The 24794-nt window shown below is 74.0% G+C and carries 22 protein-coding genes; 12 read left to right on the top strand and 10 right to left on the bottom strand.

What is annotated here, in order from left to right:
- The first annotated feature begins 371 nt into the window (after nt 1-371).
- Together ACF068_RS28245 and ACF068_RS28250 are read left to right on the top strand one after the other, a co-directional pair.
- Entirely contained in the window at nt 372-794 is a 423-nt protein-coding gene (locus ACF068_RS28245) for an MOSC domain-containing protein (protein ID WP_392277115.1), read from the top strand.
- A gap of 90 nt (nt 795-884) precedes the next feature.
- Nucleotides 885-1607, top strand: a complete 723-nt coding sequence (locus ACF068_RS28250) for a VOC family protein (protein ID WP_392277116.1) — start codon at nt 885-887, stop codon at nt 1605-1607.
- An 82-nt stretch (nt 1608-1689) separates the two neighbouring features.
- On the opposite strand, the gene ACF068_RS28255 is transcribed toward ACF068_RS28250, so the two are convergent.
- Entirely contained in the window at nt 1690-3804 is a 2115-nt protein-coding gene (locus ACF068_RS28255; RefSeq protein WP_392277117.1) for a pectinesterase family protein, read from the bottom strand.
- A 101-nt stretch (nt 3805-3905) separates the two neighbouring features.
- On the bottom strand, nt 3906-5645 hold the full coding sequence (locus ACF068_RS28260) for an NlpC/P60 family protein (RefSeq protein WP_392277118.1): 1740 nt from the start codon (nt 5643-5645) through the stop codon (nt 3906-3908).
- Nucleotides 5646-6222: 577 nt separating this feature from the next.
- Between ACF068_RS28260 and ACF068_RS28265 the strand changes: the two genes are divergently transcribed.
- The 3 genes from ACF068_RS28265 to ACF068_RS28275 all read left to right on the top strand — a co-directional run bounded on the left by ACF068_RS28265 (nt 6223) and on the right by ACF068_RS28275 (nt 8635).
- On the top strand, nt 6223-6837 hold the full coding sequence (locus ACF068_RS28265; RefSeq protein WP_392277119.1) for a dihydrofolate reductase family protein: 615 nt from the start codon (nt 6223-6225) through the stop codon (nt 6835-6837).
- Nucleotides 6838-7116: 279 nt separating this feature from the next.
- A complete protein-coding gene (thpR, locus tag ACF068_RS28270) occupies nt 7117-7743 on the top strand; it encodes an RNA 2',3'-cyclic phosphodiesterase (protein ID WP_392277120.1) in 627 nt (208 codons plus the stop codon).
- A 163-nt stretch (nt 7744-7906) separates the two neighbouring features.
- On the top strand, nt 7907-8635 hold the full coding sequence (locus ACF068_RS28275) for a hypothetical protein (RefSeq protein ID WP_392277121.1): 729 nt from the start codon (nt 7907-7909) through the stop codon (nt 8633-8635).
- A 51-nt stretch (nt 8636-8686) separates the two neighbouring features.
- On the opposite strand, the gene ACF068_RS28280 is transcribed toward ACF068_RS28275, so the two are convergent.
- The gene (locus ACF068_RS28280) at nt 8687-9970 is read right to left on the bottom strand and encodes a M48 family metallopeptidase (RefSeq protein WP_392277122.1); all 1284 of its coding nucleotides are present in this window, start codon (nt 9968-9970) and stop codon (nt 8687-8689) included.
- A gap of 332 nt (nt 9971-10302) precedes the next feature.
- The gene (locus ACF068_RS28285) at nt 10303-10950 is read right to left on the bottom strand and encodes a hypothetical protein (RefSeq protein WP_392277123.1); all 648 of its coding nucleotides are present in this window, start codon (nt 10948-10950) and stop codon (nt 10303-10305) included.
- Nucleotides 10951-11285: 335 nt separating this feature from the next.
- Between ACF068_RS28285 and ACF068_RS28290 the strand changes: the two genes are divergently transcribed.
- Both ACF068_RS28290 and ACF068_RS28295 read left to right on the top strand, forming a co-directional pair.
- Entirely contained in the window at nt 11286-12041 is a 756-nt protein-coding gene (locus ACF068_RS28290; RefSeq protein WP_392277124.1) for a hypothetical protein, read from the top strand.
- Between the two features lie 135 nt (nt 12042-12176).
- Nucleotides 12177-13013: a YhjD/YihY/BrkB family envelope integrity protein gene (locus ACF068_RS28295; protein ID WP_392277125.1), complete on the top strand. Its 837-nt coding sequence runs from the start codon at nt 12177-12179 to the stop codon at nt 13011-13013.
- Nucleotides 13014-13094: 81 nt separating this feature from the next.
- Here the strand turns inward: ACF068_RS28295 and ACF068_RS28300 are convergent, their stop codons facing one another.
- The 3 genes from ACF068_RS28300 to ACF068_RS28310 form a co-directional block, all read right to left on the bottom strand.
- Nucleotides 13095-13931, bottom strand: coding sequence for an alpha/beta fold hydrolase (locus tag ACF068_RS28300; RefSeq protein ID WP_392277126.1), 837 nt, complete (start codon nt 13929-13931; stop codon nt 13095-13097).
- Nucleotides 13928-14521 (bottom strand): TetR/AcrR family transcriptional regulator, encoded by a 594-nt coding sequence (locus ACF068_RS28305; protein ID WP_392277127.1) that lies wholly within the window; start codon nt 14519-14521, stop codon nt 13928-13930. The genes ACF068_RS28300 and ACF068_RS28305 overlap by 4 nt, the downstream gene beginning before the upstream one ends.
- A gap of 72 nt (nt 14522-14593) precedes the next feature.
- Complete coding sequence (locus ACF068_RS28310) at nt 14594-15142, bottom strand: DUF1062 domain-containing protein (RefSeq protein ID WP_392277128.1); 549 nt, start codon at nt 15140-15142, stop codon at nt 14594-14596.
- Nucleotides 15143-15507: 365 nt separating this feature from the next.
- Here ACF068_RS28310 and ACF068_RS28315 point away from each other — a divergent pair, with 365 nt between their 5' ends.
- A complete protein-coding gene (locus ACF068_RS28315) occupies nt 15508-15681 on the top strand; it encodes a hypothetical protein (RefSeq protein ID WP_392277129.1) in 174 nt (57 codons plus the stop codon).
- A gap of 199 nt (nt 15682-15880) precedes the next feature.
- Here the strand turns inward: ACF068_RS28315 and ACF068_RS28320 are convergent, their stop codons facing one another.
- A complete protein-coding gene (locus tag ACF068_RS28320) occupies nt 15881-16852 on the bottom strand; it encodes an immunity 49 family protein (protein WP_392277130.1) in 972 nt (323 codons plus the stop codon).
- Nucleotides 16853-17049: 197 nt separating this feature from the next.
- Here ACF068_RS28320 and ACF068_RS28325 point away from each other — a divergent pair, with 197 nt between their 5' ends.
- From ACF068_RS28325 to ACF068_RS28340, 4 genes are all read left to right on the top strand, one after another.
- Entirely contained in the window at nt 17050-19719 is a 2670-nt protein-coding gene (locus ACF068_RS28325) for a LuxR C-terminal-related transcriptional regulator (RefSeq protein WP_392277131.1), read from the top strand.
- Nucleotides 19720-20018: 299 nt separating this feature from the next.
- Complete coding sequence (locus ACF068_RS28330; protein WP_392277132.1) at nt 20019-21704, top strand: MFS transporter; 1686 nt, start codon at nt 20019-20021, stop codon at nt 21702-21704.
- An 18-nt stretch (nt 21705-21722) separates the two neighbouring features.
- Nucleotides 21723-22244, top strand: coding sequence for a hypothetical protein (locus ACF068_RS28335; protein WP_392277133.1), 522 nt, complete (start codon nt 21723-21725; stop codon nt 22242-22244).
- A 150-nt stretch (nt 22245-22394) separates the two neighbouring features.
- Complete coding sequence (locus ACF068_RS28340) at nt 22395-22592, top strand: hypothetical protein (RefSeq protein ID WP_392277134.1); 198 nt, start codon at nt 22395-22397, stop codon at nt 22590-22592.
- Nucleotides 22593-22617: 25 nt separating this feature from the next.
- Here the strand turns inward: ACF068_RS28340 and ACF068_RS28345 are convergent, their stop codons facing one another.
- Nucleotides 22618-24036: a DUF2252 domain-containing protein gene (locus ACF068_RS28345; protein WP_392277135.1), complete on the bottom strand. Its 1419-nt coding sequence runs from the start codon at nt 24034-24036 to the stop codon at nt 22618-22620.
- Nucleotides 24037-24080: 44 nt separating this feature from the next.
- Nucleotides 24081-24644 (bottom strand): potassium channel family protein, encoded by a 564-nt coding sequence (locus ACF068_RS28350; protein ID WP_392277136.1) that lies wholly within the window; start codon nt 24642-24644, stop codon nt 24081-24083.
- Nucleotides 24645-24794 lie beyond the last annotated feature (150 nt).

Raw genomic sequence — 24794 nt, forward strand, 5'->3', positions numbered from 1 at the left:
GCGGAGGAGGGAGTCATGGCGGTGGGGGCACCTCCCGTGCCCGAAGGGCTACGGGGGACCATGGCGACCGACGACAACGCCGCGAGCGCGCGTGCGGGACACCGCGGGCCAGGCGAGACTTTGCGGACACGACCTAGCGCTCCCGGGCGCGCCCCACCGGCCCGCCCGGCAGCGCTCAGCCGTCCGTCGAGCCCCCATGGCCGGCGGGGAGCGCTACGCGAGTACCGCGGCGCCGGGGAGGAGGGTGATGCCCCGCGTGCCGGCGAAGACCCGGCCGCGTGGGCGTCGGCCAGCCGCTCGTGATCCCGTCGGATCCGGAGCGCGGGTCGCCGCGCAAGGCAACGGACGAGAGCTGCACGGGAGGCAGGGACATGGGCGCGGTGCTCGGGACGATCGTGGCACGTGAGGACACGGTCTCGCACGTCGACCAGCTCCCGCTCAGTCTCCTGACCACGGCCACCCTGGACTGGGTCCGCGCCGCCGTGCCCGGTGTGCCCGTCGACGAGCGCCGGTTCCGGCCGAACCTGCTGGTGCGTACACCGCCCGGCACGCCCGCCTTCGTGGAGGACAAGTGGTTCGGCCGTACCGCCCGCATCGGCGACACCCTCCGCCTGCGGTTCGAGCGCTCCAGCGAGCGGTGCGTGATGACCAACGAGGCCCAGCAGGACCTACCGCACTCCCCCTTGGTGCTGCGAGCCATCGCGCGGGCACACGACATGCGGCTGGACGCGCTGGCGACGGTCGCACGGCCGGGAAGCGTACGACTCGGCGACACCCTCGAACTGGAGCCGTAATTCGGGTGCGGGCGTCGTATGGCCGCCCCTAGGCTGCGCCCGCGGCCGCGGGCGCCGCATCGAGCGCGGTCGATCGGAGAAGCACGGGACATGACGAGTCAACTGTTCGCGATCTGCTACAACGCGACCCGGCCGGCGGACCTGGCGCGCTTCTGGTCCGGGGTACTGGGCTGGAAGGCGGTCGAGGGGCCGGACGACGACGTCTGCGTCCTGCCCCCGGAGCCCGCCGGGTTCCGTCTGCGCTTCCTGCCCGGCCGGGAACCGAAGACCGGCCAGAACCGCGCGCACTTCGACCTGACCAGCACGTCCCCGGAGGACCAGCGACGGACGGTGGCCAGGGCGCTGGAACTCGGCGCACAGCACATCGACATCGGCCAGCTCCCCGAGGACGAGCACGTGGTGCTCGCCGACCCGGACGGCAACGAGTTCTGCGTGATCGAGGCCGGCAACGACTTCCTCGCCGGCACCGGCGTCATCGGGGCGCTGGCGTGCGACGGCACGCAGGAGGTCGGGTACTTCTGGAGCGAGGCGCTGAAGTGGCCGCTGGTCTGGGACCAGGACCAGGAGACCGCGATCCAGTCGCCGGACGGCGGTACGAAGATCACGTGGGGTGGCCCCCCGGTCGCGCCGAAGACGGGAACGAACAGGCTGTACCTGGAGCTGGTGGTCCCCGCCGGCACCGACGGGGAGGGCGAGGTCGAGCGCCTGGTCTCGCTCGGCGCGACGCGCACCGGCGCCGGTGAGGGGGGCGGCGACCGGGTGCTGCTGCTCGACCCGGACGGCAACGAGTTCTCCGTACGGAGGCACCTTTAGCGGCGCTCAGCGACGCGTCGGCCGGGGACGCCACCGTGTGCCGCCCCCGGCCGTCCGTGGCTGCTCGGCAGCCGTCACCGGGTCAGGGGGTCCAGTCGCCCAGCCAGTCGGCGACCTCATGGGACGCGGCCCGGGCGTCGGTGAGGTGGGGCCGGGCGGTGCTCTTCGGACCGGCGCCCGGTCCGGTGTTCAGGTACTCGGCGAAGCGGTCGTCCTTCCAGGAGAAGCCGCCCATGTCGGTCCAGGGAGCGCGCTTGATCGCGGCGCTGAGCTTCGAGTTGCGGACGGTGGCCTGGGGGTCGGCCGTCTTGTCGCCGCCGGGGTGCCAGTTCCGGCCGAGGTGGAAGGAGGACGGGGCGACATCACCATCGACCGTGCAGCGGTTGATGAGGATGCCGTTGCGGCCCGCCGGGGTGCTCGGGGCGGTGATGTAGCCGGCCGAGGTGCCGTTCCACCGCTTCTTGAGGGTGATGACGGACCGGTCGATGACGGCGGTGGCGCGACCGAAGATGAAGTCGACGTTGCCGATCACGTAGGAGTTGGTGACGTAGACACGCCCGGGCTTGTCCTTGGCCGGGGTCTCCAGTTCCAGGGTGTCCTGGTCGCCGGTGACGATGAGGCCGTCCAGCACGATCCGGTCCGCGGTCGTGAGCAGGGCGACCGCCTGGTGGTCCTTCAGGGACTGGTGCGCCGCCTCGTCGAAGTCGTTGGAGACGGTGAGGTTGCGGACCTGGGAGTCGTCCGACCGGACGGCGACCGTGGCGCTGCCCGGGGTGCCGTACGTACCCGAACCGTCCGGCTTGCGCATGCCGGCCGCGTTGCCGTACACGATGACGGTGTCCTTGCGGCTCGCGCCCGAGCCCTGGATGGTGACGTGCGGCTTGTTCGCCGGGACGTCCACCGTCTCGCGGTACGTGCCCGGCTTCACGGAGATGATCACGCGGGAGCGGTTGCCGGCGGGCACGGCGTTCACGGCCGCCTGGACCGTCCTGTACCGGCCGCTGCCGTCCTTGGCGACGGTGAGGGTCGTGGGGGCGGCGGCCGCCGCGGCACCGGTGGCCGTACCGGCACCGCCGGTCACGGCGGCACCACCGGTCACGGCGGCACCACCGGTCGCGGCCGGGGTACCGAGAGAACTCCGCGGACCGGCCCCGGACTTCACCCGCCCCGGTACGTCGGCGGCGGCGTCCGGGCGGTAGTCGTAAAACCCCTTCGGGTCGAAGGCCGCACCGCCGCCGTTCTCGTTGCGTCCCCTCGTGCCGGTGAAGACGTTGCCGCGCTGCACGAGGACGGCGCCGCTGTCCCTGATGGCGGGGTTGTTCATGCCCTGGAAGACGGAGTTCTCCAGCAGCATGCGTGTCTTCCCGCGCGCGTAGTTGCCGTAGGAGGATGTGATGCGGGTGCCCGGCACGTCCTCCATGAGGTTGTTGTAGAGGTGGGCGTGGGCGGCGTTGTCCGTGGACGGGTTGCGTTGCTCCGTCTCGCGGATCCAGTTGTGGTGGATCGTGATGTCGGTGACGACGTTCGGGGTCCATCCGATGCCGAAGGCCTTGTTGGCGTTGCTCATCCGGTTCCAGGACACCGTCACGTACGTGCTGTCCTTGCGGACGTCGATCAGTCCGTCGGCGGTGTGCCGCAGGTCGTTGTGGTCGATCCAGACGTGATGGGCGCCGTCCATCTGGATGGCGTCGAAGTCGTGCTCCTTGTCGTTCCACACGCCCTGGTAGGAGTCCCTGATCGTCAGGTTCCGGATGATCACGTTGTGCACGCCCCGGCCGAGGAAGAACCCGCCGCCGACGATGTGCCCCAGGGTGCCGGAGCCGATGATCGTCTTGTGGGACGCGACGGCGATCTCCTTGCCGACGGGGGCCATGGTGATCGTGCCGGCGACGACGATGACGTACGGCTCCGGGGCGGTCGCGTACCGCTCGAGGTCGGCGAGGGTCCTGACGGTGACGGTCCTGCCGCCGCGTCCGCCGTACGTACCGTTCTGGCCGAGCGCGTCGACGGAGGCGAACCCGTCGGCGCCGGCGGTCGCCCAGGCCGGAGCGCCCGCTGCGGCGGCCTTCTCCTCGTCGCCCAGTCCGAACACGGACCCGTACGCCAGGACCCCTGAGGCGGCCAGCGCCAGCGGCACGCCGATGGCCAGGACCCTTCGGGGCCTGCGGTGACGGGTGGTGCGGCGGGTCGAACTCATGTGCTTCTTCCGTTCCGTGGAGAGGGGAGGATCGACGTATGGTCGCCACCGGGAACGAAAGGGTTGCCGCCGCACGCCTCGTCGGCGAATCCGTCCGGCCGTCAGAGGCGGTGGACCGCGCGGAGACCGGTGTCGTACGTGCCGCCCCCGCTGAGCAGCGAGGCTCCGGCGACGTCGGCCATGGTGGGGCCGTTGACGGTCTTGCGGCTGGAGACGAAACGTGGCCGGCCCAGCGCGTCGGTACCGACGTGGATGCCGACGTGGTCCACCTCGCCGTCCCCGTCGGCGTCCCAGAACAGCAGATCGCCCGGCTGGAGCAGCGCGACGACTTCCGGCGTGGCCCCGGTGGTGCGCGCCAGGCGGACGCCGGGGGCCCGGGCGGCCATCTGCGCCGAGGTGCGCGGCAGCCGGGCGGGCGAGGTGTCGTCCATCCCGGCCAGCGGCACGCCCATGTGGTAGCCGTACACCATGCGGGTGTAGCCGGAGCAGTCGAGCGACCCCTCGTAGCGGGCCTCCGCCGCCTTGAGCCCGGTGGGGAAGGCCCAGTCGATGCCCATGTACTCGTGGAAGTCGGCTCCCGTGTCGCGCTCTCCGCGGGCGTCGGCGCGGCTGTACGTGGCCTTGCCGAGGACCTTTCTGCCGGCGGCCGGCCCCGCACCGCTGAGCACCTCGGGCGCACCCGGCAGGAACATGGCCGCGTACGCCAGGACGTCCGGGGCGAGGGAGCCGGTCCAGCCGCGTACGGTCTGCTCCAGGGCCGGGGTCCACGTGCCGTCGAAGGGCTGCGGGAGGACGCGCACCCAGGCGTCGTGGGTGACGCTCGGCGGTTCGGCCCATGTGGCGGCGGTGACCTGGAAGCCCGTGACGGTGAGCGTGACGGGCAGACCGGTGCAGCCCTTGTTGGCCAGGGCGCGCAGGCCGATCCGCCCCTTGCCGAGAGGGCTCTCGGTGACGGTGACCGTCCAGTCGGCCGGTTGCGCGGCGGACGCGCGCCACGCCTTGACCCGGACGAGCGTCCCTTCCCGCCGGACCCGCAGGCCCCAGGCGGTGCCGGCGGGGGCACCGGTGGCGAGGGTGACGGCCGGCGCGAGCGGAGTGGCGGTGCCGCCGCTCACCTTCTCGATCCGCAGCTCGACGGCGCCCGTGGTGAGGAAGGAGAGCCGGGCCCGCTGGTGGTCGCCGGGTGCGGTATGGCCGAAGACGATGGCGTACGAGCAGGCGTCCCCGGTCGGCACCTTGTCGAACCCCGCGACCGCCGTGACGTCGACGTCGGTGATCCCGCCGTCCTTGAGGGTCGCGTAGCGGCTCGCGTTGTCGGTGGTGAGCCTGATGAGCCCGCGTCCGGGCGTGACGGAGAAGTCGCCGTCGTCGGGGCCTTCAGTGTCCCAGGTGCCGCCGCCGGGCGAGTTGCCCCAGCGGGGGCGGGTGAGGGGGTTCGCGGCCGGGTCGGGCAGCGTCCGGTCGAAGTCCTCGGCGAACGGTTGCTTGTCCTCCCGGAACGTGCGCCGCGGACCGGGCACGATCACGGTGCGGGCGCCGTGGGTGAGGAGCGCGATCCGGCGGCCTCCGGAGGTGACCTCGGTGCGCGCCGGGGCGCCCGGCAGGACGGTGGCGGTGAGCGGGGACGCCAGTGTGACGTGGGTGAACCAGGAAGCGTCCAGGGGCGCCACGGTCACGGACGACGGCGGAGCCCCGAGGCCGGCTGGGGGCAGCGCGGGGGGAGGCGGAGCGGCGGGTGTTCCCCCGGCGGCCCGGGCCGCCGGTGCGGAGGCCATGGCGGAGACCGGAACGGTGGCGGCGGCGGCGAGGGCCGACAGCAGACTGCGGCGGGACGTCTTCACCTGGACATGATCCACCGGTCGGCCGGACCGGTGGCGGCCGCCCCCGGCCGTCGCGGTGCCACCGAAGTCCCGGGCGTGCGGTGCCGGTTGGCTCGCGGCGCCGGTCCGCGTGCCGTCGGCAGCGGCAGCGGCAGCGGCAGCGGGATCGGTACAGGGGTCGATATCGGGGTGCGCGCCGGCACGAGAAGGTGGCACTGTCACCGGCGTGACCCTGATGGACGTACTCGTCGACTTCTCGCGGCCGTGAGGAGCTGATCGCCGCCCTGGACGGCGCGGGCTGCCGCCACGCGGTCAACAGCGACCTCACCTTCGGCGACCAGTCGAGCATCGTGACCCGGCCGGCGGACGTGTGCGCGGTGTTCGGCCTGCCGCGACGGGACGCCGACGTACCGCACCCGGACCGGCACTACCTCGACGTGATGCACAAGCACACGGCCTGACGCCGCTGGTGCCACGCCGGTCAGTGGCACGGGGTGCCGCCGGCGCTACCGCCGGCACCGGCGTGGGGCGTCATCGGCGTACGGACGCGTGCCGACGGGCGCGATGAGTTCGGGCGGCCGGTACGGTCTGCCCTGTTATGACTCGTATCATCGCCGACATCTCGATCTCGCTGGACGGCTTCGTCACCGGTCCCGACCCGGGCCCGGAGAACGGCCTGGGCACCGGCGGTGGCGCCCTGCACACCTGGGCCTTCTCCGACGACCCCGACGAGTGCCGAATCCTGCGCGAGGGGACCGCACGCTCGGGCGCCGTCGTCCTCGGCCGCCGGCTTTTCGACCAGGTGGACGGGGTGAACGGCTGGAACGACGAGATCGGCTACGGCGCCGGCGAGGCCGGCAGGCCCGCGTTCGTCGTCGTGACGAGCTCCCCGCCCGAGTCGGTGCGGCTGACCGGCCTCGACTGGACGTTCGTCACGACCGGCCCGGCCGACGCCGTCGCGGCGGCGCGGGAGCGCGCCGAGGCCGCCTCGGCCGCCGGTGGCCGCGACCTCGACGTCGTCCTCATGGGCGGCGGCGCCACGATCGGTTCCGCGCTCGACGCCGGGCTGGTCGACACGCTGACGCTGCACCTCGCGCCCGTCGTACTGGGCGGCGGAACGCCCCTGTTCACCGGCGGGATGCCGCGCACACTGGTGCAGCGGGGCGTCGTCCGGACACCGAACGCGACGCACCTGACCTACGACGTCCCATGACGTCCGCGTCACCCTGGCACCGCCCGTGAGCCTTGCGGGGCCTCCTGCGGGCAACGATCGACGCCGGCACCTGGTGCGGACGGCGGAACTCCGGGACTGGCCCCTCGTCCAGCTCCGACGTAGGCAGCGCCAACAACGACAAATTCGGTCGACGCCGAGGTCGGCACGGCCATCCCGAGGGTGGCGACGACCGCGACGAGTGCCCCGCCGGCGGCCCGGCGACCACGCCGGCCGGGGGCGGACAGCGGTCGCCGGGGCCGGTGGTGTACGAAGTCCTTCATGCAGGAACAGGAACAGGAACAACAACAGGAACGGCAGCGGGAACGGATCGAGGCCGCGACCACGACCGTCCGTGTCTTCATAGCCCTCGCCCCGCCCGACGACGCCAAGGAGGAGCTGGCGCGAGCGTTGCGGCCCGCCCAGGACGCCCACCCGCGCATGCGGTGGAACCGCATCGAGGACTGGCACATCACCCTGGCGTTCCTGGGCGAGGTGCCGGGACCGACCGTGTCGCTGCTGCGGCCGCCGCTCGCGGACCTGGCCGCGCGGCGCCGCCCCCTGGAGCTGTCCCTGCGGGGCAGCGGGCACTTCGACGAACGGGTGCTGTGGAGCGGCATCGGCGGCGACCTCGACGGACTGCGGCTGCTCGCCTCGGAGGTGCGCACCCTGGTCCGGGACCAGGGCATCGCCTTCATGGACCGCCCGCTGAACCCGCACCTGACGCTCGCCCGCGCCCGCCGTGACGACACGTCCGGCATCCTCGGCGCCGCGGCGACGCTGTCCTCCTTCACCGGCCGTACGTGGCCGGCCGGACGCCTGCACCTCGTCGGCAGCAACTACGGCCGCGGCCCCGCGCCGATCCGCTACCGCGACATCGAGTCCTGGCCCTTCGCCGGCGTGGAGTGACCGGCGGACCCCGGCCTGCCTCCGGCCCACGGCGCCGGCCGTCCCCGCCGTGGCGTTCGGGCGGGCTCCGGCGACACGTCCTCACACGGACACGAGGACGGGTGGCGAGGTGTGACCCTGTGGCCCGGAGCCCTCGGAACCGGCCGGAACAGGAGTGTCGCCCATGGTGTCCAGACGCAGTTTCGTACGAGCGGGGGGACTGACGGCGGCCGCGTGGGCGCTGGGCGGCCGGCAGCAGCTCGCCCGGGCGGAGACGAGGGAGCCGCCGCCCGTCGGGGACCACGTCCCCGCCACCGAGCTGGCGAGCACGGCGGCCTGCGCTGTCCCTCCCGGCCACGACCCCGACGTCATCGCAATCGTCCACCGGGTGGGTGTCGAACTGGGCGTCAACGACAAGGTCATGCTCGCCGCGTTCGAGGCCGGGTGGGTCGAGTCGCACATGAACAACCTGCCCTGCGGCCACCTCGACTCGGTCGGGGTCTTCCAGCAGCGCCCCAGCCAGGGCTGGGGCACCCGTGAACAGTGCATGGACGTGACGCACGCCTCCCACTCCTTCTTCACCCGGGCGGTCAGGACCGACAACGACCACCCCGAGTGGACCGCCGGCCAGGTCGCCCAGGGCGTGCAGCGGTCGGCCTACCCGGAGCGGTACGACCAGGCCGAGGCCAAGGCCCGCGCCCTCCTGGACGAGGCGCGCGCGGGCAGCGGCAGCCCCAAGCCGGCCCCGCAACCGGAGCCGGAACCAGGACCTGAACCGGAGCCGGGGTCGGGCGCGGAGCCGGGGTCGGGCCCGGAACCGGAGCCGGGCCCGGAGCCGGGGTCGGGAACGTGGCCATGGCCCTGGGCCGGTGCGACGCGCGGGGCGGGCGGGGGCACCTGCCCGACGGCGTGACCTCCGCCGGCCCTCCCCCGCGTCGAGGGGGCGGGCCGGCTCCGGAGCGACTCAGCCCGGGAACCCGTGCCGGACGATGTGCCGCGCCACCGTGCGGCGGGTCGCGGCGAGCTCGGCGGCGATCGCGCGCGCCCGGCCGCCCGTCATGGCCACCGCCGCGGGGACGGGCGTCGCCGAAAGGAGACGGGCGCGCCGCAGGTGCGTCGGTGGGTGGGTCGAGTCGACGCTGTGTCCGCGCAGCGCGCCGACGCGGCGCTGCCGCTCGTACTCACCCTCCGGGATGGACTCCGTGTCCGCGACGAGGCGTTCCCACAACCCGTCGGCCCGGTCCCCGGCCTCGGTGCCGCGCCGGACGACCTGGGCCGCGTTGCCCTCGCGCCGCAGTGTCGTCATGGCCGAGTCGGCTACGAGGAGCCGGTCCATCAGCCCGACGGCGGCCTCGGTGGAACCGGCACGCGCGGCCGCGGAGTCGGCGAGGTATTCCGCGCGCCGGGTGGCCCGGAGGGTCAGCTGGTCCAGCAGTGCGAGCACACCGTGGACCACCGCGCGGGGCGGCAGGGAGAGCAGGTTGACGAGCAGGTCGAGGAGGGACGGGTCCGGCGCGGGGGCGAAGTAGTAGCGCCAGGTGGTCAGGGAGCGGTACGCGGTCGCGAGCACCCGGCCGTGCCGCGCGTCCCCGTTGCTGTAGTGGCCGAACTCGTGCCCCAGCAGGGCGATCCGCTGCTGGGGCGTGAGGATCTCCCAGAGCGGCAGCCCCAGGGTCAGCAGTCGCCGGCCGCGCACGCCGCAGGTCGTCACACTCGCGTTGACGCCGGCGTCCACCACGACCAGGTCCGCGCCCCGGGTTCCCACGACGCCGGCGACCTCGTCGATCAGCGCGTACAGCTCCGGGGCGTCCGCCCGCGCCAGGATCGGCGTGCCGTCCTCGGGCGGGCGGTGCGGCCTGGGCCGGAGCGTCCACGCCAGCGCCAGGAGGAACAGGCCCACCGCCATCAGGGGGCGACCCCACCCCGTCACGAGGAACCACGTCCCGCCCACCGCCAGCACGACCGTGACGCCGTGCACGAGCAGGGCGATCGCGTAGGCGGCGAGCGCGGCCGGGTCACGCCTCGGGCCCGGTGCTCCGCCGTCGGTCGTCTCGGCGAGCAGGTGCTCGCCATGGCGGCGGGCCAGGGCACGCCGTACCCTCGCCGGCCTCCCCCGGTCCTCGTCCGGCGGCGCCGGGTCGACGTTCCAGTCGCACGCGGCGCACCAGACGACGAACCGTCCGTCGCCGTGGACCGCGGCTCCGCACCGGGGACACCGTCCCGCCGCTTCCCGTGTGGTCGTGCTCATCGGCACGCTCCCCCCTCCTCGGCCCCTCCCCAGAGGCCGTCCACGTCCTACGGGTGTGCAGCCGATCACGAACCGGCGGGCGCGTAAAGCGGATGCGGCCCACGGCCGCACCGACCTTTACCGGCTGGTAGGTTGACGCTTCGTCGGGGGACGTGCGACACGGGTGGCGCGGCCCGTGCGTGTACGGCCGGAAACGCGGCAGGTCCGTGTGCCGTTGTCCCCCGCTGTCCACGCCGGGGGGACCGGTCACCGCGCCGGCCGGGCCGCGGAGCAGCTCGCCCGGCCCAGTGTCTTCTCGTACCCGACAGCCGGCTGAGGAGCGCAGGGAATGCCTACCGCCGCCGGCTCCGGGGCATCAGGCCGGCGCGGCGGGCCAGTTCGTCCTCCGGCCCGGTGCCACGGCGCTTGCCCGGCGTGGAGCGGACGACGTAGCGGAAGGGCAGCCCGCCCGGTTCGGCGACCATGCCGCCGAACCGGGTGTCGCCGGCGAACCACACCCGGTCCGCCGGGCGGGGCCCGCTCGGCCGGGGGCCGTCCCAGCCGTCCGCGGGCACGGGGAACGAGCAGTGGCTCTGGCCGTCCGGCTGGAGCAGCACCACCCGGCCGTCCGTACCCCAGCGGCGGCCCTGGGCCCGCTCCCCCTCGGCGGCGACCACCCGGACGTCCTGTGTCCGCACGGGCCAGACCTGCCAGCCGTAGGTGGACATGACCAGCCGCTCCCGGCGCCGCGCCCGCTGCCACAGCAGCGTCAGGCCGGCCGTGACCGCGATGACGGGGACCATGCAGGCGGCGGTGACCAAGCCGGGGGCGGATCCGGGGCCCGCCAGGGCGAGGACCGCCACCGACAGCAGCACTTCGGCGGTCAGCGCGAAAAGGCCCCACCGGATGCCGCGTTCACGCCGCCGCAGGACCTCCTCGACGCCCGGGGTGTCCCCCGCCACTCCGGGCAGCACCTCATAGCCGTACTCCACAGCGATCATCGCGTTTCCCCTCCCGGAACGGCCCCTGGTGCGGCGGTTCGCCGGCCGTCGGCAGGCCTTGGGCGGCGGCTCGCGGGCCTCCGCCGCGACCAGAGCCTACTGGCCGCGCCCGCGCTCACGGCCACGGCCATACGGCCCCGCCCACGCCCACGCCCACGCCCACGCCCACGCCAACGGCCACGGCCACGGCCACGGCCGGCGTACCGGAACCGCGAGGGACGCGGACGCCGGTGATCTTCTTGAACCGGCTCCGGATGGCGGAGGCCCGGTGGCGGGGCGTGGCTCGAGGGCGGACGGTGTTCGGGACCCGCCGTCGAGCCCGGAGGCGCACGCCCATGCCGTCCTACGAGGGAATCCTCAGCTGGATCTTCTGCCAGTCGCCCCGTTCGAACCACAACGTCCCCGGGGTACCGGAACTCGATGTCGTCACCCTGCGGTGGAACGGCCAGGTCGTCGCGCAGCGGGAGATGGAAACGGGACAGACCTGGACCCTGGACGTCACACGGCCCCTGCCGGCCCCGGCGACGGTCGAGGTGGTGGTCCGGCCCAACGAGGACGGGAGCGTCGAGGACGTCATCGGGTCGGTGCGGCTGAGCGAGGCCGACGTGGGCACGGGCCTCTCCGCCACCGACTTCCACGAGGTCCGTTTCGACGAGGCCGGGGCCCAGTACGAGCTGACCTACAAGGTCCGGCGGATCGACGACGTACCCGACCCCGGTCCGGCCCCCGCCCCGGCCGACGGGGTCCTCAGCTGGATCTTCTGCGAGTCACCGCGCTCGAACCACAACATCCCCGGCGTGCCGGAGCTCGACGTCGTGACGCTGCGGTGGAACGGCGAACAGGTCGCCCGGCGGGAGATGGAGCAGGGCGAGACCTGGTCCCTGGACGTCACACGGCCCCTGCCCGGCCCGGCGACGGTCGAGGTGGCCGTCCGGCCCAACGAGGACGGGAGCGTCGAGGACGTCATCGGATCGGTGCGGCTGGTCACGTCACTCGCGGGCGCCGGCTTCCAGGTGGCCCGTTTCGACGACGCCGGGGCGCGTTACGAACTGACCTACCGGGTGAACCCGCACGCCCCCGCCGACGGTTAGAGCGCCTGGCGCGGGAGCCGGGCCGGTGGCGGACCCGCTGCCGTGCCGGCCGTGCCCTTACGGGCGGGCTCACCCGGTGGTGACCCACGGCACGGCGGCGCGACAAGGAGGGAACGCGCCGGTATCAATGCCTCCATGGGAGGCGAAGCGCGCCGGAAGCGGGAAGGCCCGCCGCGGCCTTGGCAGTGGGCGTCGCGGCAGGCCCGGCGCCTTGGTGAGAGCGGGCCGGGCAGGCTGTGGGGCAGCCTGTGGGGCCGGCTCACGGAGGCCGACTTCTTCAACCACGCGCTCCAGCTCGCCGCGCTCGCCCTGTTGTGCTTCTTCCCGATGCTCATCGTGCTCACCGAGGCGACGGGGCGCGACACCACGACGGTCGTCGTTCGGTGGCTGGGGCTGAACCAGGAAGCGGCGGAGGCGGTGGCGTCGCTGTTCGTGCCCGGGCCCGGGTCGGACACCGTGACGGTGGTGAGCGGCTTCCTCATGGCCCTGGGGGCCATGGCCGTGGCAGGCACCCTTCAGAGCTGGTACCAGACGCTGTTCGACGTCTCCCGGCGGGGCTGGCACGACGTCACGATCCAGGTGGTCTGGCTCGTGTTCCTCCTGGCCTTCACCGCGGTCCAGAGCGCGCTGGGCCGGGTGGTGGGAGGGCTGCCGCTGAGGAGCCTGGCGGGGTGGGTGTGGGCGGTCGCCTTCTGGTGGGGCACCGTCTGGGTGCTTCTGTCCGGCGCGGTGCGGTGGCGTGCCCTCCTGCCCGCCGCGCTGGTCACCAGTGTGTGCTGGACGGGCCTGGGCGTGTTCTCGGCGCGGTACTTCTCGGCGTCCATCGTGGCGAACGAACAGCGGTACGGCCCCGTCGGCGTCGTCATGATCATCATCTCCTGGCTGGTGGCGGTGGGGGTGGTCATCCATCTGGGCGCGGTGGTCGGCCGCATGCTCACCGATCGCGCGCCCGCCCCGAAGTCCGGGCCATAGCCGGGACCATGGCCCGGGCCATGACCGGGGCCATGGCCGGGGACCCGCCGCGCCGGACGCCTGGAAGCGCGCGGACCCTCCCTAGGCGCGCAGGGCCTTCCGCAGTGCCTCGCCGAACTCGGCGGGATGCGTGGTCGACCCGGTGTGCCCGCCGGGGAAGTGGCGGAGTTCCAGGCCCAGGCGCTCGGCCAGGAAGGCGGCCGGGCGGTAGGGCAGCTCGCCGCGTGAGTCCCGGCCGCAGGCCAGGACGAGCCGGTCCGACAGTGCCGCCAGGCGTTCGGTGTCCGGGGCGTAGGACATGAAGGCCGGCACGATGCGGCCGACGAAGTACGGCAGGTTCGCCATCGTCCGCTCGGCCCGTGCGGCCGCCTGCGGCGGAAGTCGGACCTCCGCCTCCGGCGCGGTGCGGTCACCGTCCTTCTTCAGGCCCGCGGCGAACACGGCCATCGCCGGCATGAGCCCCTGGGTCCGGAAGGTCTCCTGGACGCGGGCGACGAGTGCGCGGTGTGCGGCCGCGTCCGGCAGCACCTCCACCGCCGGCGGCTCGTGGGCCACCAGGCGTTCGACGCGTTCGGGGTGGGCGGTGAGCAGGTGCAGCGCGGCGATCGCGCCGGAGCTGGCGCCGAACACCCGGGCCGGCTCGCCGGGTGACAGCAGGTCGAGCAGCCGGAGCGCGTCGTCGGCGTGCTCGGCCACCCGCTGCTCGGCCTCGGGGTCGTCCAGCGTGCTGCGGGACATGCCGCGCGGGTCGTAGGTCGCGACGGTGTACTCGGCGGCCAGCTCGTCCGCGAGGGGATCGAAGGAGGCCGCGCCGCCGGACCCGCCGGGGACCAGCAGCAGGACGGGGCCCCGGCCGCGTACTTCGTAGTGGAGTGTCGCACCGTTCACGCGCAGGCTGCCGGTGGTCGGGGCGGTCATGAGGGGTCTCCTTCTCGGGACGGTGGCCAGTGCTCCAGGAGCGTGTGGAGGGCGTCGAGGGCGCGGACCCAGGAGTCCTCGGGCGAGCGCGCGTGGGCGAAACCGCCCGCCGCCTCCAGGGCGACGAAACCGTGGAACGTGCTGCGCAGCAGCCGGACCGCGTCGGTGAGGTCGGGCTCGGTCAGTCCGTAGCCGCGCAGCATGCCGTAGGTCAGTTCGACGGCGCGCCGTGGTCCGGGCGCCGTCGCGGCGAGGCCGGGATCGATCCGGACCGGGGCCTGGGTGGCCGTGTAGCGGCCCGGGTGCTCGTGGGCGTACCGCCGCCACGCGTCGGCGTACGCGACCAGTGCGTCCTTGCCCGCCCGGCCTGAGGTCGCCTCCGCGATACGGATGGTCTTCTCGTCCGCCGCCAGCAGCGCGATCCGTCCGCGCAGGTCTTCCAGGCCACGTACGTGCGTGTAGAGGCTCGCGTCCTTCACGCCGAGCCGCCGCGCGACCTGCGACATGGTCACCTGGTCGAGCCCGATCTCGTCCGCCAACTCGGCGGCGGCGAGGGTCACTCGATCCGCCGTCAGCCCTGCCCGTGCCATGCGCCCTCCCATGTTCCTAGGGGCCCTAGGTATATCCTAGGACTCCTAGGAACGGCAACGACAGCGGCGGGCTCAGCGCTTGAGCGTGAAGGTGAAGTCGCCGGAGAGCCTGCCGTCCAGCCGTACGGCCGAGACGAGCTTCCCCTCCGTGACCAGCCTCCCGACCTCGGCCCGGGACAGACCGAGGCCTTCCGCGATCAGGCGCGCCGGCCGCACGGGGACCGGCGCCGCGAAGCGGACCGCGACGTCGATCACCTCACGGTCCGGTCGAGCCGGTCCGCCGGTGTCGAGGCGCCAGGCGCCGTGCCAGTCGAGGGCGATGCGGTTGCGGCGCCGTACGACCGGATCCTGGAGCAGTTCGGCCGCCAGGACGGGATCGTTGCGGTGCAGCCGGTCCAGCAGACCGGGGCGTACGGAACGCACGTTCATCCGCTCCAGGACCGCGAGCTTGGCGGTCTCCCCGCAGGTGGTGCAGAGCACGAGGAGCCAGGCGTCGAGGAGCTTGTGGTGGGCGTTGACCCGGAACTTGCCGTTCGCCCGGAAGCGCTCGGAGGCGCAGGTGCGGCAACGGCGGAGGACGAGCGGCAGGCAGGTGGGCATGACCACCCAGGTGGTGAGCACAGGAATACACCGGTTCCAGTGAGAAATCCGCAGCAAAAAGGGGCGCGGCGCAGAGGCGCGGCGCGCGACGGTTCAGCGCTCGGGAGGTCTCACAGGGTGTACAACGGTGTGTCCTTGGCTCGGCGACCGGGTGGCGGCAGCACGGTAGCGGTGAACGGCGGCGCCGCTCCACGGGTTTTCGGCGTTCGGCGGCCGGGCGGGCGGGTTGCGTCTCCCCTGCCCCGAAGGCCGCCGCGGGGCACTCCGACGCCCTCGGCGTACGGATGACACCGGCCGGGTCCCGGCAGGTCTGCGGGCGGGAGGTGGGGGCACATGGACCGTTGCACGGGAAGCGTGCGCACACCTCAGGTCAAGGGAGTCGTCACATGCTGGGCATAGTCGCCGCCGTTCTGTTCTTCATCGCCTTCCTGATCAACACCACCGACATCACCACCAACGACGTGTTCTCCTCGGGCAATGTCATGCTGCTGGGGCTGATGCTGCTCGCCCTGCACGTCGCGGGCATCGGCAGCTCCTTGCGCACCGGCCGGCGCCGCTGAACCACCGTCGGGGGGTGGCTGGGAGCCGTCCTCCGATCCATGGGGGGTATCGGGGGCGTGGAGCGGTACGAGGACGTGTACCGGCTCTGTTACGTACGCGGCCCCGAGGGCGTCGTCGTGGGCCTGGCCGAACAGCTCCGCTGAGGACGCGCCCGCGCGGCACGGGCGGGGTCATGGGTGCGCGGGGCGGAGGAGCGGACTACCGCGCGGCCCAGCCGCCCAGGTCGTTCCCGCCGGCCGCCGCCGCGCGGGCGGGTGCGTCGGGGGAACCGAGCAGGAGCCGGGGGAGGTAGCCGGACCGGAGGGCCGGTTCCCAGCCGTGCGCCTGCACCGCGAGGGCGGCCACGGCGAGGGTGCCCAGCGGCAGCAGGGTCCTGGGGGCGGGATCGGCGCCCACGCCGTCCCGGTGCTCGACGAGCCGGGCGGCGAGGGCCTGTTCGAAGGCCGCCCGGTCGTCGTCGAGGAGTACCCGCAGCAGGCGCTGGTCCGGCGTCAGCGGGCCGGCCGCCTCCAGACCGGCGGCCGCGGCCGCGCGCTCGGCCGGGTCGGGCTTGCACAGGGTCACGGTGGGCCAGTCCCGGGGCAGGTGCCCGGCCGACGGGGTCAGATAGGCGCACAGCGCGTCCATCTCGGCGAGGTCGGACGGCCGCGAGGCGGAGGCGAAGGGCGAGTACGGCACGCCGTCACGGATCGCGGGCGCGTAGTCCTCCCGCAGCAGCCCGCCGATGACGCGCCGCCAGTCCCACACCAGCCCGCTGACCACGCACAGGGCGAACGCGTCCAGCCAGGTCCTCGCCGTGGGTGCCTCGTCGACGACGTCGGCGAACGTCTTGTCCTCGCTGCTGAGCCGCTCGCCGACCAGCGGGAGGAGGATCTCCTGATCGCCGTCGGGGAAACAGCCGATGCTCAGCAGCCCCAGGGAGCACTCCGCCGCGGTCCGCAGCACCGTGGCCGTCCGCCCGTCGTCGTCCGGGGCGGGGTCCCCCGGCGGGTCCTCCGCGAGCCGGGCGGCGGCGTGGTCCAGGAGGTCGTCCCGCATGGCCTCCAGCAGGTCCATGGAGAAGCCGCCGTACTGCATTCCGTGCCAGTGGCCGTAGGCCCGTCGGCCGATGTCCTCGAGCGCCCGGGCCATGCGCTCCCCGCCGACCGTGTGGGGCGTCACTTCCCGCACCTCAGCCGCTCCTCCCATGATCGTTGCTACGAAGGCCGAACGGTACCAGCGGGGCGGGGACCGGAAGCTGTTGCCCCCGGCCCCGGGGCTTCCGGCGGGGCCGGGGCCGAAGGGTGTGACGTGCACACGTACGCGATCACTGGGATGGTGGGAGCAGGAGCGTTGCCGGAGCCAGACGAACGGTGGTGGTGACCGCCATGGCCGTGCCCGGGGAGAGCGGTGAGGGCCCGGCCTCGCCGTACGCCGATCCCCAGGGTGAGCCGTTCCTGCTCACCCGGTTCGCCGTCCCGACGCTCCCGACGACGTTCCTGCCGCGCGCGCGGCTGGTCCGGCACCTCGACCAGGCGGCCGGCACCCCCCTGACCATGGTCAACGGGGCCGCCGGTGCGGGAAAGACCCTGCTGGTCGCGCAATGGGCCGCGGGACGGGACGAACCCGTCGCCTGGTTCACCACCGACGGCGCGGAACAGGGCCCCGGGGTGCTGTGGGCGTACCTCCTCCACGCGCTGGACCTCGCCGGTGTGCCGCTGCCGGCGGACATCGGCTCGCCGACGGACGCGCACCGGGTGGAGCCCGGCCTGCTCGTGCGGCTCGCCGCCCGGCTGAGCACGCTCGACCCGCCCGTCGTCGTGGTGCTCGACGAGTTCGACCACGTCACCGACCCGGAGTTCGCCCGGCAACTGGAGTTCGTGCTGCACCACGCGGGGCGGGGCATGCGCCTGGTCCTGGTGACGCGCACCGAGCCGCTCCTGCCCCTGCACCGGTACCGGGCGGCCGGCGAGATCACCGAGATCAGGGGCGCCGAACTCGCTTTCACGCCCGAGGAGGCGGCCGCGCTGCTGGAGCTGCACGGTGTGCGGCTGCCACCGGACGCGGCGCGCGCCCTGGTGGAGCGCACCCGGGGGTGGGCCGCCAGTCTGCGCCTGTGCGCCCTGGCCGCGGCCGAGAGCCCGGATCCGGAGGCCTACCTGCGGGAGTTCGAGGCCGGCCACTCCACCGTGGCGGACTACCTGCTGGCAGAGGTGCTCAAGCGGCAGAGCCCCGAGAAGCAGGACCTTCTGCTGAGGGTCAGTGTCCTGGATCGCTTCCGCACCGAGCTGGCGAACGCGCTGACGGGACGCGACGACGGCGAGGCCCTCCTGGTGGAGCTGCACCGGGAGAACGCCTTCGTCGAGCACCTGGGGCAGGGCTGGTATCGCCTGCACCCCCTGTTCGGCGAGATTCTGCGCGCCCACCTGCGGTTGCGCTCCCCCGGCCTCGAACCGGAGCTCCACCGGCGGGCCGCGCGATGGCTGCGGGAGGCCGGCGCCCTGGAGGAGACGCTGGGGCACGGTGCTGCCGCGGGCGACTGGGAATTCACCGCCGGGGCCCTGGTGGACGACCTCGCCATCGGCCGGCTCTTCACCGGTCTGCGCTCCGGGGACCTGGCCGCGCTCTTCTCCCGCATGGACGCCGGGGCCACGAGCCCCGCCACCGAGCTCGTACGGGCGGCCCGGGAGCTGTCGGGGCCGGACGTCGACCGGGGGCTGGACCACTTGCGCCACGCGGAGGAGGGCTTGGGCGCGGCGCCCTCCGACGAGTCGGCGGCCCGGCTGAGCTGTGCCCTGCTGGAGGCGCTGGCCGCGCGGGCCACCGGTTCGCCGGGGAGGGCGGAGGCGGCCGCGGAGGCGGCCCGGAAGCTCAGGCACGAGGTCCCGGCCCACCTGCTGGACAAGCATCCGGAGCTGACGGCCCTGCTGCTGACCCATGTGGGGCTGGCGTGGCTGTGGGCCGGGCGCTTCGGGGACGCGCGGGCCGCGCTGTCCCGGGCGGCCGGCGTGCCGGGCGGGGCCGCGACGGCACTGCCGCGGGAGGACTCGATGGGCAGCCTGGCGCTGATCGACTACCTCGACGGCTGGCTCGGCAAGGCGGAACGCAAGGCGCTGGCGGCCGTGACCGCCCCGGAGCGGCTCGCCCCGTCGGGGGCCGCCGGGTCCGACATCGGGCGGCTGGTGCTGGCGGCCGTGGCCGTCGACCGCAACGAGCTGGGCCGGGCGCGGCTCCTCCTCGACGCGATGAGCGGCTCCAGGGGCGGGCCGCGGGACCCGGTGACGGAGGCGGGCCGGGCGATCACCACGGGGCGGCTGCTCCTGGCCGGCGGCGACCCGCGCGCCGCGCTCGAGGCGGCGGCACAGGAGGTACCGGCCGATGTCGCCTCGCCCTGGGCGGAGGGGGGCACCGCGCTCGTCGCCTCGGCCGCGCACCTGGCGGAGGGCCGGCCGGAGGAGGCCGCCCGGCTGCTGCGTGCGGCGCCGGACGATCAGCCGGCCTGCGCGGTGGAGCTCGCGCGGACCCGGCTCGCCCTCGGTGAGTCCGTGGCGGTGGACGACCTGCTCGACGTCCTCCCGCCGGCCGGCCGCGCGGGCCCCGGGCTGGCCGTCCCGGCCATGCTGGTGCGGGCCCAGGCGGCGGACCGGGACGGCGACCGGGCGACGGCCCACCGGGTGCTGGCCCAGGCGCTGCGCGAGGCCCGCCGCGAGGGGCTGCGGCGTCCGTTCCTGGAGGCGGGTCCATGGATCCGGCCGCTGCTGGCGTCGGTGCTGTTGCGGGAGCTGACCGAAGGCTGGCTCAGGCCCGGGCCCGCACCGAACGGCGGCCGGTCCCGGGCGGGGGACCATGCCCCGCCGCCGGTCCTGGAGGAGCTGAGCGGACGTGAGCAGGACGTGCTGCGCCGGCTGGCCGAGATGATGTCGACGGAGGACATCGCCGCCGACCTGCACGTGTCGGTGAACACCGTCAAGACGCACCTCAAGAGCGTCTACCGGAAGCTCGCCGTCAACCGGCGCAATGACGCGGTACGCCGGGCCCGCGAGCACCGGCTGCTGTGAGGTGCGGGCGGGGACGGGCACGGGGTGCGCGGGGCGGGGACGGGCACGGGGCGCTCCGGCCGTCGCCGGTGCGGCCCGCCGCCCCGCGGCCGCCCGGGCGCGGGGCGGTCCCGGGCGGCGGTCACCGGTCCGGCCGGTGGCCGGGGGCGGGGCGGCTCGCCCTCGCCGGGGCTCGCCCGTAGGGGGTGAGGTGCCGGGCGCGTGGATCGGCTGGGATGGGGAGGGCGGCCGGCCGCACGCCTGCCGTCGTCCGGCTCCCTCCCCCGACGGGCCCCGGCCGCCCCCGAGAGGTGGACACCGTGAAACGCTGGCGGGCTTTGATCGTCCTCGGTACGGCCCAGTTCCTGATGGTGCTGGACACGGCCGTCATGAACGTCTCCATCAGTCAGCTCGTCGAGGACTTCGACACCGAGGTGACGGCCGTCCAGGCCGTCATCACGCTGTACGCCCTGGTCATGGCGGCCTTCATGATCATCGGGGGGAAGTTCGGGGACGTCTTCGGGCGGCGGCGCCTGTTCTTCACCGGCCTCGTCGTCTACGGCGTGGGGTCGGCGCTCACCTCCATCGCCCCGACCCTCGGCGTCCTCACCGTGGGCTGGTCGGTCATCGAGGGCCTCGGCGCCGCGATGGTGCTGCCCGCCATGGCGGCCCTCGTCGCCGAGACGTACGGCGGACGGGACCGGGCGGTCGCCTACGGGGTCATCGGGGGACTCGCCGGGGCGGGGATCGCGGTCGGTCCGCTGCTGGGCGGCTGGGTGACGACCTACCTCACCTGGCGGCTGATCTTCGCCGGTGAGGTCGTGGTCGTCGTGGCGGTGCTGTGCTGCCAGCGGCTGATCAAGGAAGCCCCGCGCCGTGAGCCGCCACCGAGGCTGGACTGGGCCGGAGCCGCGCTCTCGGCGGCCGGTCTCGCGCTGGGCGTCTTCGGGGTGCTCCAGAGCAGTAGCTGGGGCTGGCTGCGCCCGCGCAACCCGCCCTTCACCGTCCTGGGCTTCGCCCCGACCCTGTTCGTCATCGGGGCGGGAGCGGCCGTGCTGGCCGTCTTCGCGTGGTGGCAGCGGCGTCGTGACGCCCGGGGCGCCGATCCGCTGGTGCACCTGTCCCTGCTGCACGTACCGCCGCTGCGGTCCGGGCTCATGGCACTGCTGAGCCAGAACCTCATCCTCCTCGGGCTGTTCTTCACCATCCCGCTGTACTTGCAGGTGGTACAGGGCTTCGACGCGTTCGAGACGGGGCTGCGGCTGCTGCCGGTCTCGGCCACCATGCTGGCCGCGTCCCTGCTCGGCGCCCGGCTCGGACGGGCGGCGGGACCCCGCCGGATGGTACGGCTGGCACTGCTGACCCTGGCGGCGGCCATCGTGTGGCTGCTGGCCACGATCGACCCGGTCATCGACGACGCCCAGTTCGCCGGGGCGATGGCGCTGCTGGGCGTGGGGATGGGCCTGCTCGCCTCACAACTGGGCAACGTGGTGCAGTCGAGCGTCGGCGCGCAGCGGCGCAGCGAGGTGGGCGGGCTCCAGTTCACGGCGCAGAACCTGGGGTCCGCGCTGGGGACGGCCCTCATCGGATCGCTGCTGATCGGCGCGCTGGCCCATGCCTTCACCTCGCACGTGGAGGACGATCCGAGGCTGTCGGAGGAGGCCCGGCAGCAGACCGGTATCGCCCTCGAAGCGGGGATCAGCTTCGTCCCCACCGACGAGGTCCGCTCGGCGGCCGAGCGGGCCGGGCTGCCGCCGGCCGAGACGGAGGCGCTGGTGGACTCGTACGCGTCGGCGCAGCTCGACGGCCTCAAGGCGGCCGTTCTCGCGACCGGGGGGATCACCCTCGCCGGCTTCCTCGTCACGCGCCACCTGCCCGCGCGCGGGACGGGCGCCGCCCGGTCGCCCGGCGACACCGGGGGCGACACGGGTGGTGGTGCCGAGGGCGACCCGGAAGGGGACGCGGAGGGCGGTGCCGGGGACGACGCGTCCGGTGCGGCGCGCTGAGGCCGGAAGGAGACCGGGTTGTCCCGTACGGAGAGGACCTCGGACCGGGCGGCTCGGCGCGCCGTACGACGGGCGCACGCCGACTACACCGGCGGGGTCTACGGGTCGATGCTCGCCGCGTCCGTGGTCGTCGGGGCCGGGACCCTGGGCTCGTTCCCCCGCCTGGAAGTGGTGCTGCTGCTCCTGCTCACCGGCCTCGTCTTCTGGATCGCCCATGTCCACGCCCAGCTCTTCGGCGCGCGTCTGGCCCAGCACCGGCCGGACCGCCGGATCGTGTGGGAGGCGTGCCGTGACGAGTGGCCGATCGTCAAGGCCGCCGTCCCCCCGGCCGTCGCCGTGGCCGCGAGCCCCTTGCTGGGGCTCGACGTGCAGGGTTCCCTGTGGTTCGCGCTGACGGTGGCCGTGGCCGGGCAGGTGGGGTGGTCGGTGGCCGCGGCTCGCCGCGCGGGTGCCCACCGGCGCCTGGTGGCCCTCACGGCCTCGGCGAACCTCGTGCTCGGCCTGCTGATCATCACGCTGAAGATCGTCCTGACGCACTGACGCACTGACGCACTGCCCCATCGACCCACCGGGCCGCCGCCCCGGACGCACAGTCACCTCTGCGGGGTGAAGCCGGGGCCGCCAACCGACGGGACGATCGGGGGGAACGCGAAATCCGTCTGTTCCGGTTCGCCCGCGGGAGAGCAGCTCATGCGCTACGAGATCCGCGTCGAAGGACACATGTCGGAGCCGCTGACGACAGCTTTTCCGGAGCTGGAGCACGTGGTGATGTCCGGCCAGACCGTGCTGTTCGGGCACGTCGTCGACGAGGCGCACCTGTACGGACTGCTGGCCCGCTGCCGGTCGCTGGGACTGCGTGTCATCGAGATGCGGCCGCTGCCGGAATGAGCGGCGGTGCGGTGCCGCCCGGGGGTCAGAGGGTCTCGACGGTGATCCTGCCCGCACGGGCCGCGGCGCCCAGCGCCTCGTGGTCCCGTTCGTTGAGGTCGGCGTACGCCTGGGCGAACCCGGTGAGGGCGCGGTCGAAGCGGCCGCTCCCGCCCAGGTAGGCGCCGATGGCGACGGGGTCGCCGGAGCGGGCGTGGGCCCGGGCGAGGCAGGCCCCGCAGAGCTGGGCGAACCGGCCGAGCAGCTGGGGGTTCATGGTCTCCGGCCGGGCGATGCCCTTCCAGTCCCGAAGCTGGCGCACGTAGAAGTCCCGGCCGCGTCCGTCGAGGCCGACGACGTGCGTCCAGCCGAGGAAGATGTCGCTGGTCGTCTGGATCAGCCGCTGTCCCGCCACGACCCGGCGGCCCTGGTTGTCGAAGTCCTCGCCGCCCGTGTGATCGGCGAGTACGGACCGCTGGGCCTCCTTGGCCTGGAGGAGCAGGGGGTCGTCGTCGTCCCGGCCGAGCAGGAGCAGGATCCAGCAGCGGGTCCCGACGCTGCCGACGCCCACCACCTTGCGGGCCACGTCGACCAGCCGGTAGCGGTGCAGCAGGTGGCGGCGCTCGGACGACAGGGTCCGCCCGTAGCTGTCCAGGAGGGTGGCGAGCTGCCGCCGCTCGTCGTCGGAGGGCTCGCCGGCCAGGTCGCGCAGCGGGACGATCAGCGGGGGATCGGGAGCGATCCGCCGGCCCTCGGCCGTGACCCGGGTGAGTTGCGCGAAGGCCTGGAGGTCGGTGCGCTTGCGGGCCCGCGCCGCGGCGGTGGCGGTGCGGCGTGTGGCCTCCTTGCCCATCGAGGCGGCGAGCCGGCGGATGCGGTCGGCGTCGTCCTGCGCGTACCAGACGTCCAGGGTGCGCATGGCGGCGAACTCGCGGATCCGCCTGCGGTACGCCTGTACGCACGCCGCCACCACGGCGTTCTGCTCCCCGACCGAGAAACCGTTGGCCCGGCCGGCGATGGCGAAGCTGGCCGCCAGCCGTTTGACGTCCCACTCGAACGGCCCGGGCAGGGTCTCGTCGAAGTCGTTGATGTCGAAGACCAGGTGGCGCTCGGGCGAGGCCAGCAACCGGAAGTTGAGGAGGTGGGCGTCGCCGCAGAGCTGCACGGTCAGACCGGTGCTGGGCAGGGGGCCGAGGTCGGCCGCCATGATCGCCGCCGCACCCCGGTAGAAGCGGAACGGGGACTCCAGCATCCGGCCGTAGCGGAGGGGCACCAGCTCGGGCAGGCGCGTGGCCGACTGCCGCTCGACCACCGCCACCGGGTCGAACCGGCCGGCGCCCGCCTCGAACCAGCCGTGGCATGAGCGGGAGGCGTGCCGGCGGGCGCCCCGGCCCTGGGCGGCCCTCTCGGCCACTGAGGACGTCGTCGGGAGAGCGGTCGGGGTTGTGGTGCTCGGTACGGCCATGGCTTCACACCTCCTGGACGGATGTCCGCGTGCCGTGGAGCCTCCTACTGCGGCGGTTCACGGCCCTGCCGTCGCAGCCCCGCCTGCACCGCGCCCGCCAGGATCCGCGCCACGACGCCCACCAGCAGCAGCCCGCCGGCCATCTGCACCATGGTCAGCACGCGGCCCGTCTGCGAGCGCGCCGTGATGTCGCCGAAGCCCACGGTGGAGAAGGTGGTCAGCGTGAAGTACAGGGAGTCCGTCCTGGTCAGCGGCTCGCTGAAGGAGCCCGGGGACGAGCGCTCCATCAGGTAGTAAGTACCCGCGAAGAGCACCAGGTACAGCGCCACCGTGCCGCCCAGCGCCTCGACGGCCCTCAGCCGGGGATGCGGCGAGCGCACGATGGCCCGCGCCTCCCACACCAGCACCACGACGACCGCCAGCAGCCCGAGGGTGAGCCAGGCGGTGGTGGCCCCCGTCCTGCGCCCTTCCAGGGGCAGCAGGTAGTACGCGGTCACCAGCCCCACCGTGACGCCCACGGCGCGGGCCCCGGCCACCAGCGCGGCCCGCCGCCGGCGGCGGGGTGACTCGCCGCCCGGCTGGGCCGGGGATGCCGCCGGCTCGTTCATGTGGCGTCCCTCCGTCGTCCGCGGGGCGTCGGCGCACCCCTCCCGGTCTCCACCTCACCGCCCCGGCGGCGCGGCCGGATCACCCGCCTCGGGTGACCCGCGTGCCCGGCGGCGGGCACGACACTGGCCCGGTGGGGCCTCCGCATCCCC

The sequence above is a fragment of the Streptomyces sp. NPDC016309 genome (genome assembly GCF_043077235.1).
Lineage (GTDB): Bacteria > Actinomycetota > Actinomycetes > Streptomycetales > Streptomycetaceae > Streptomyces.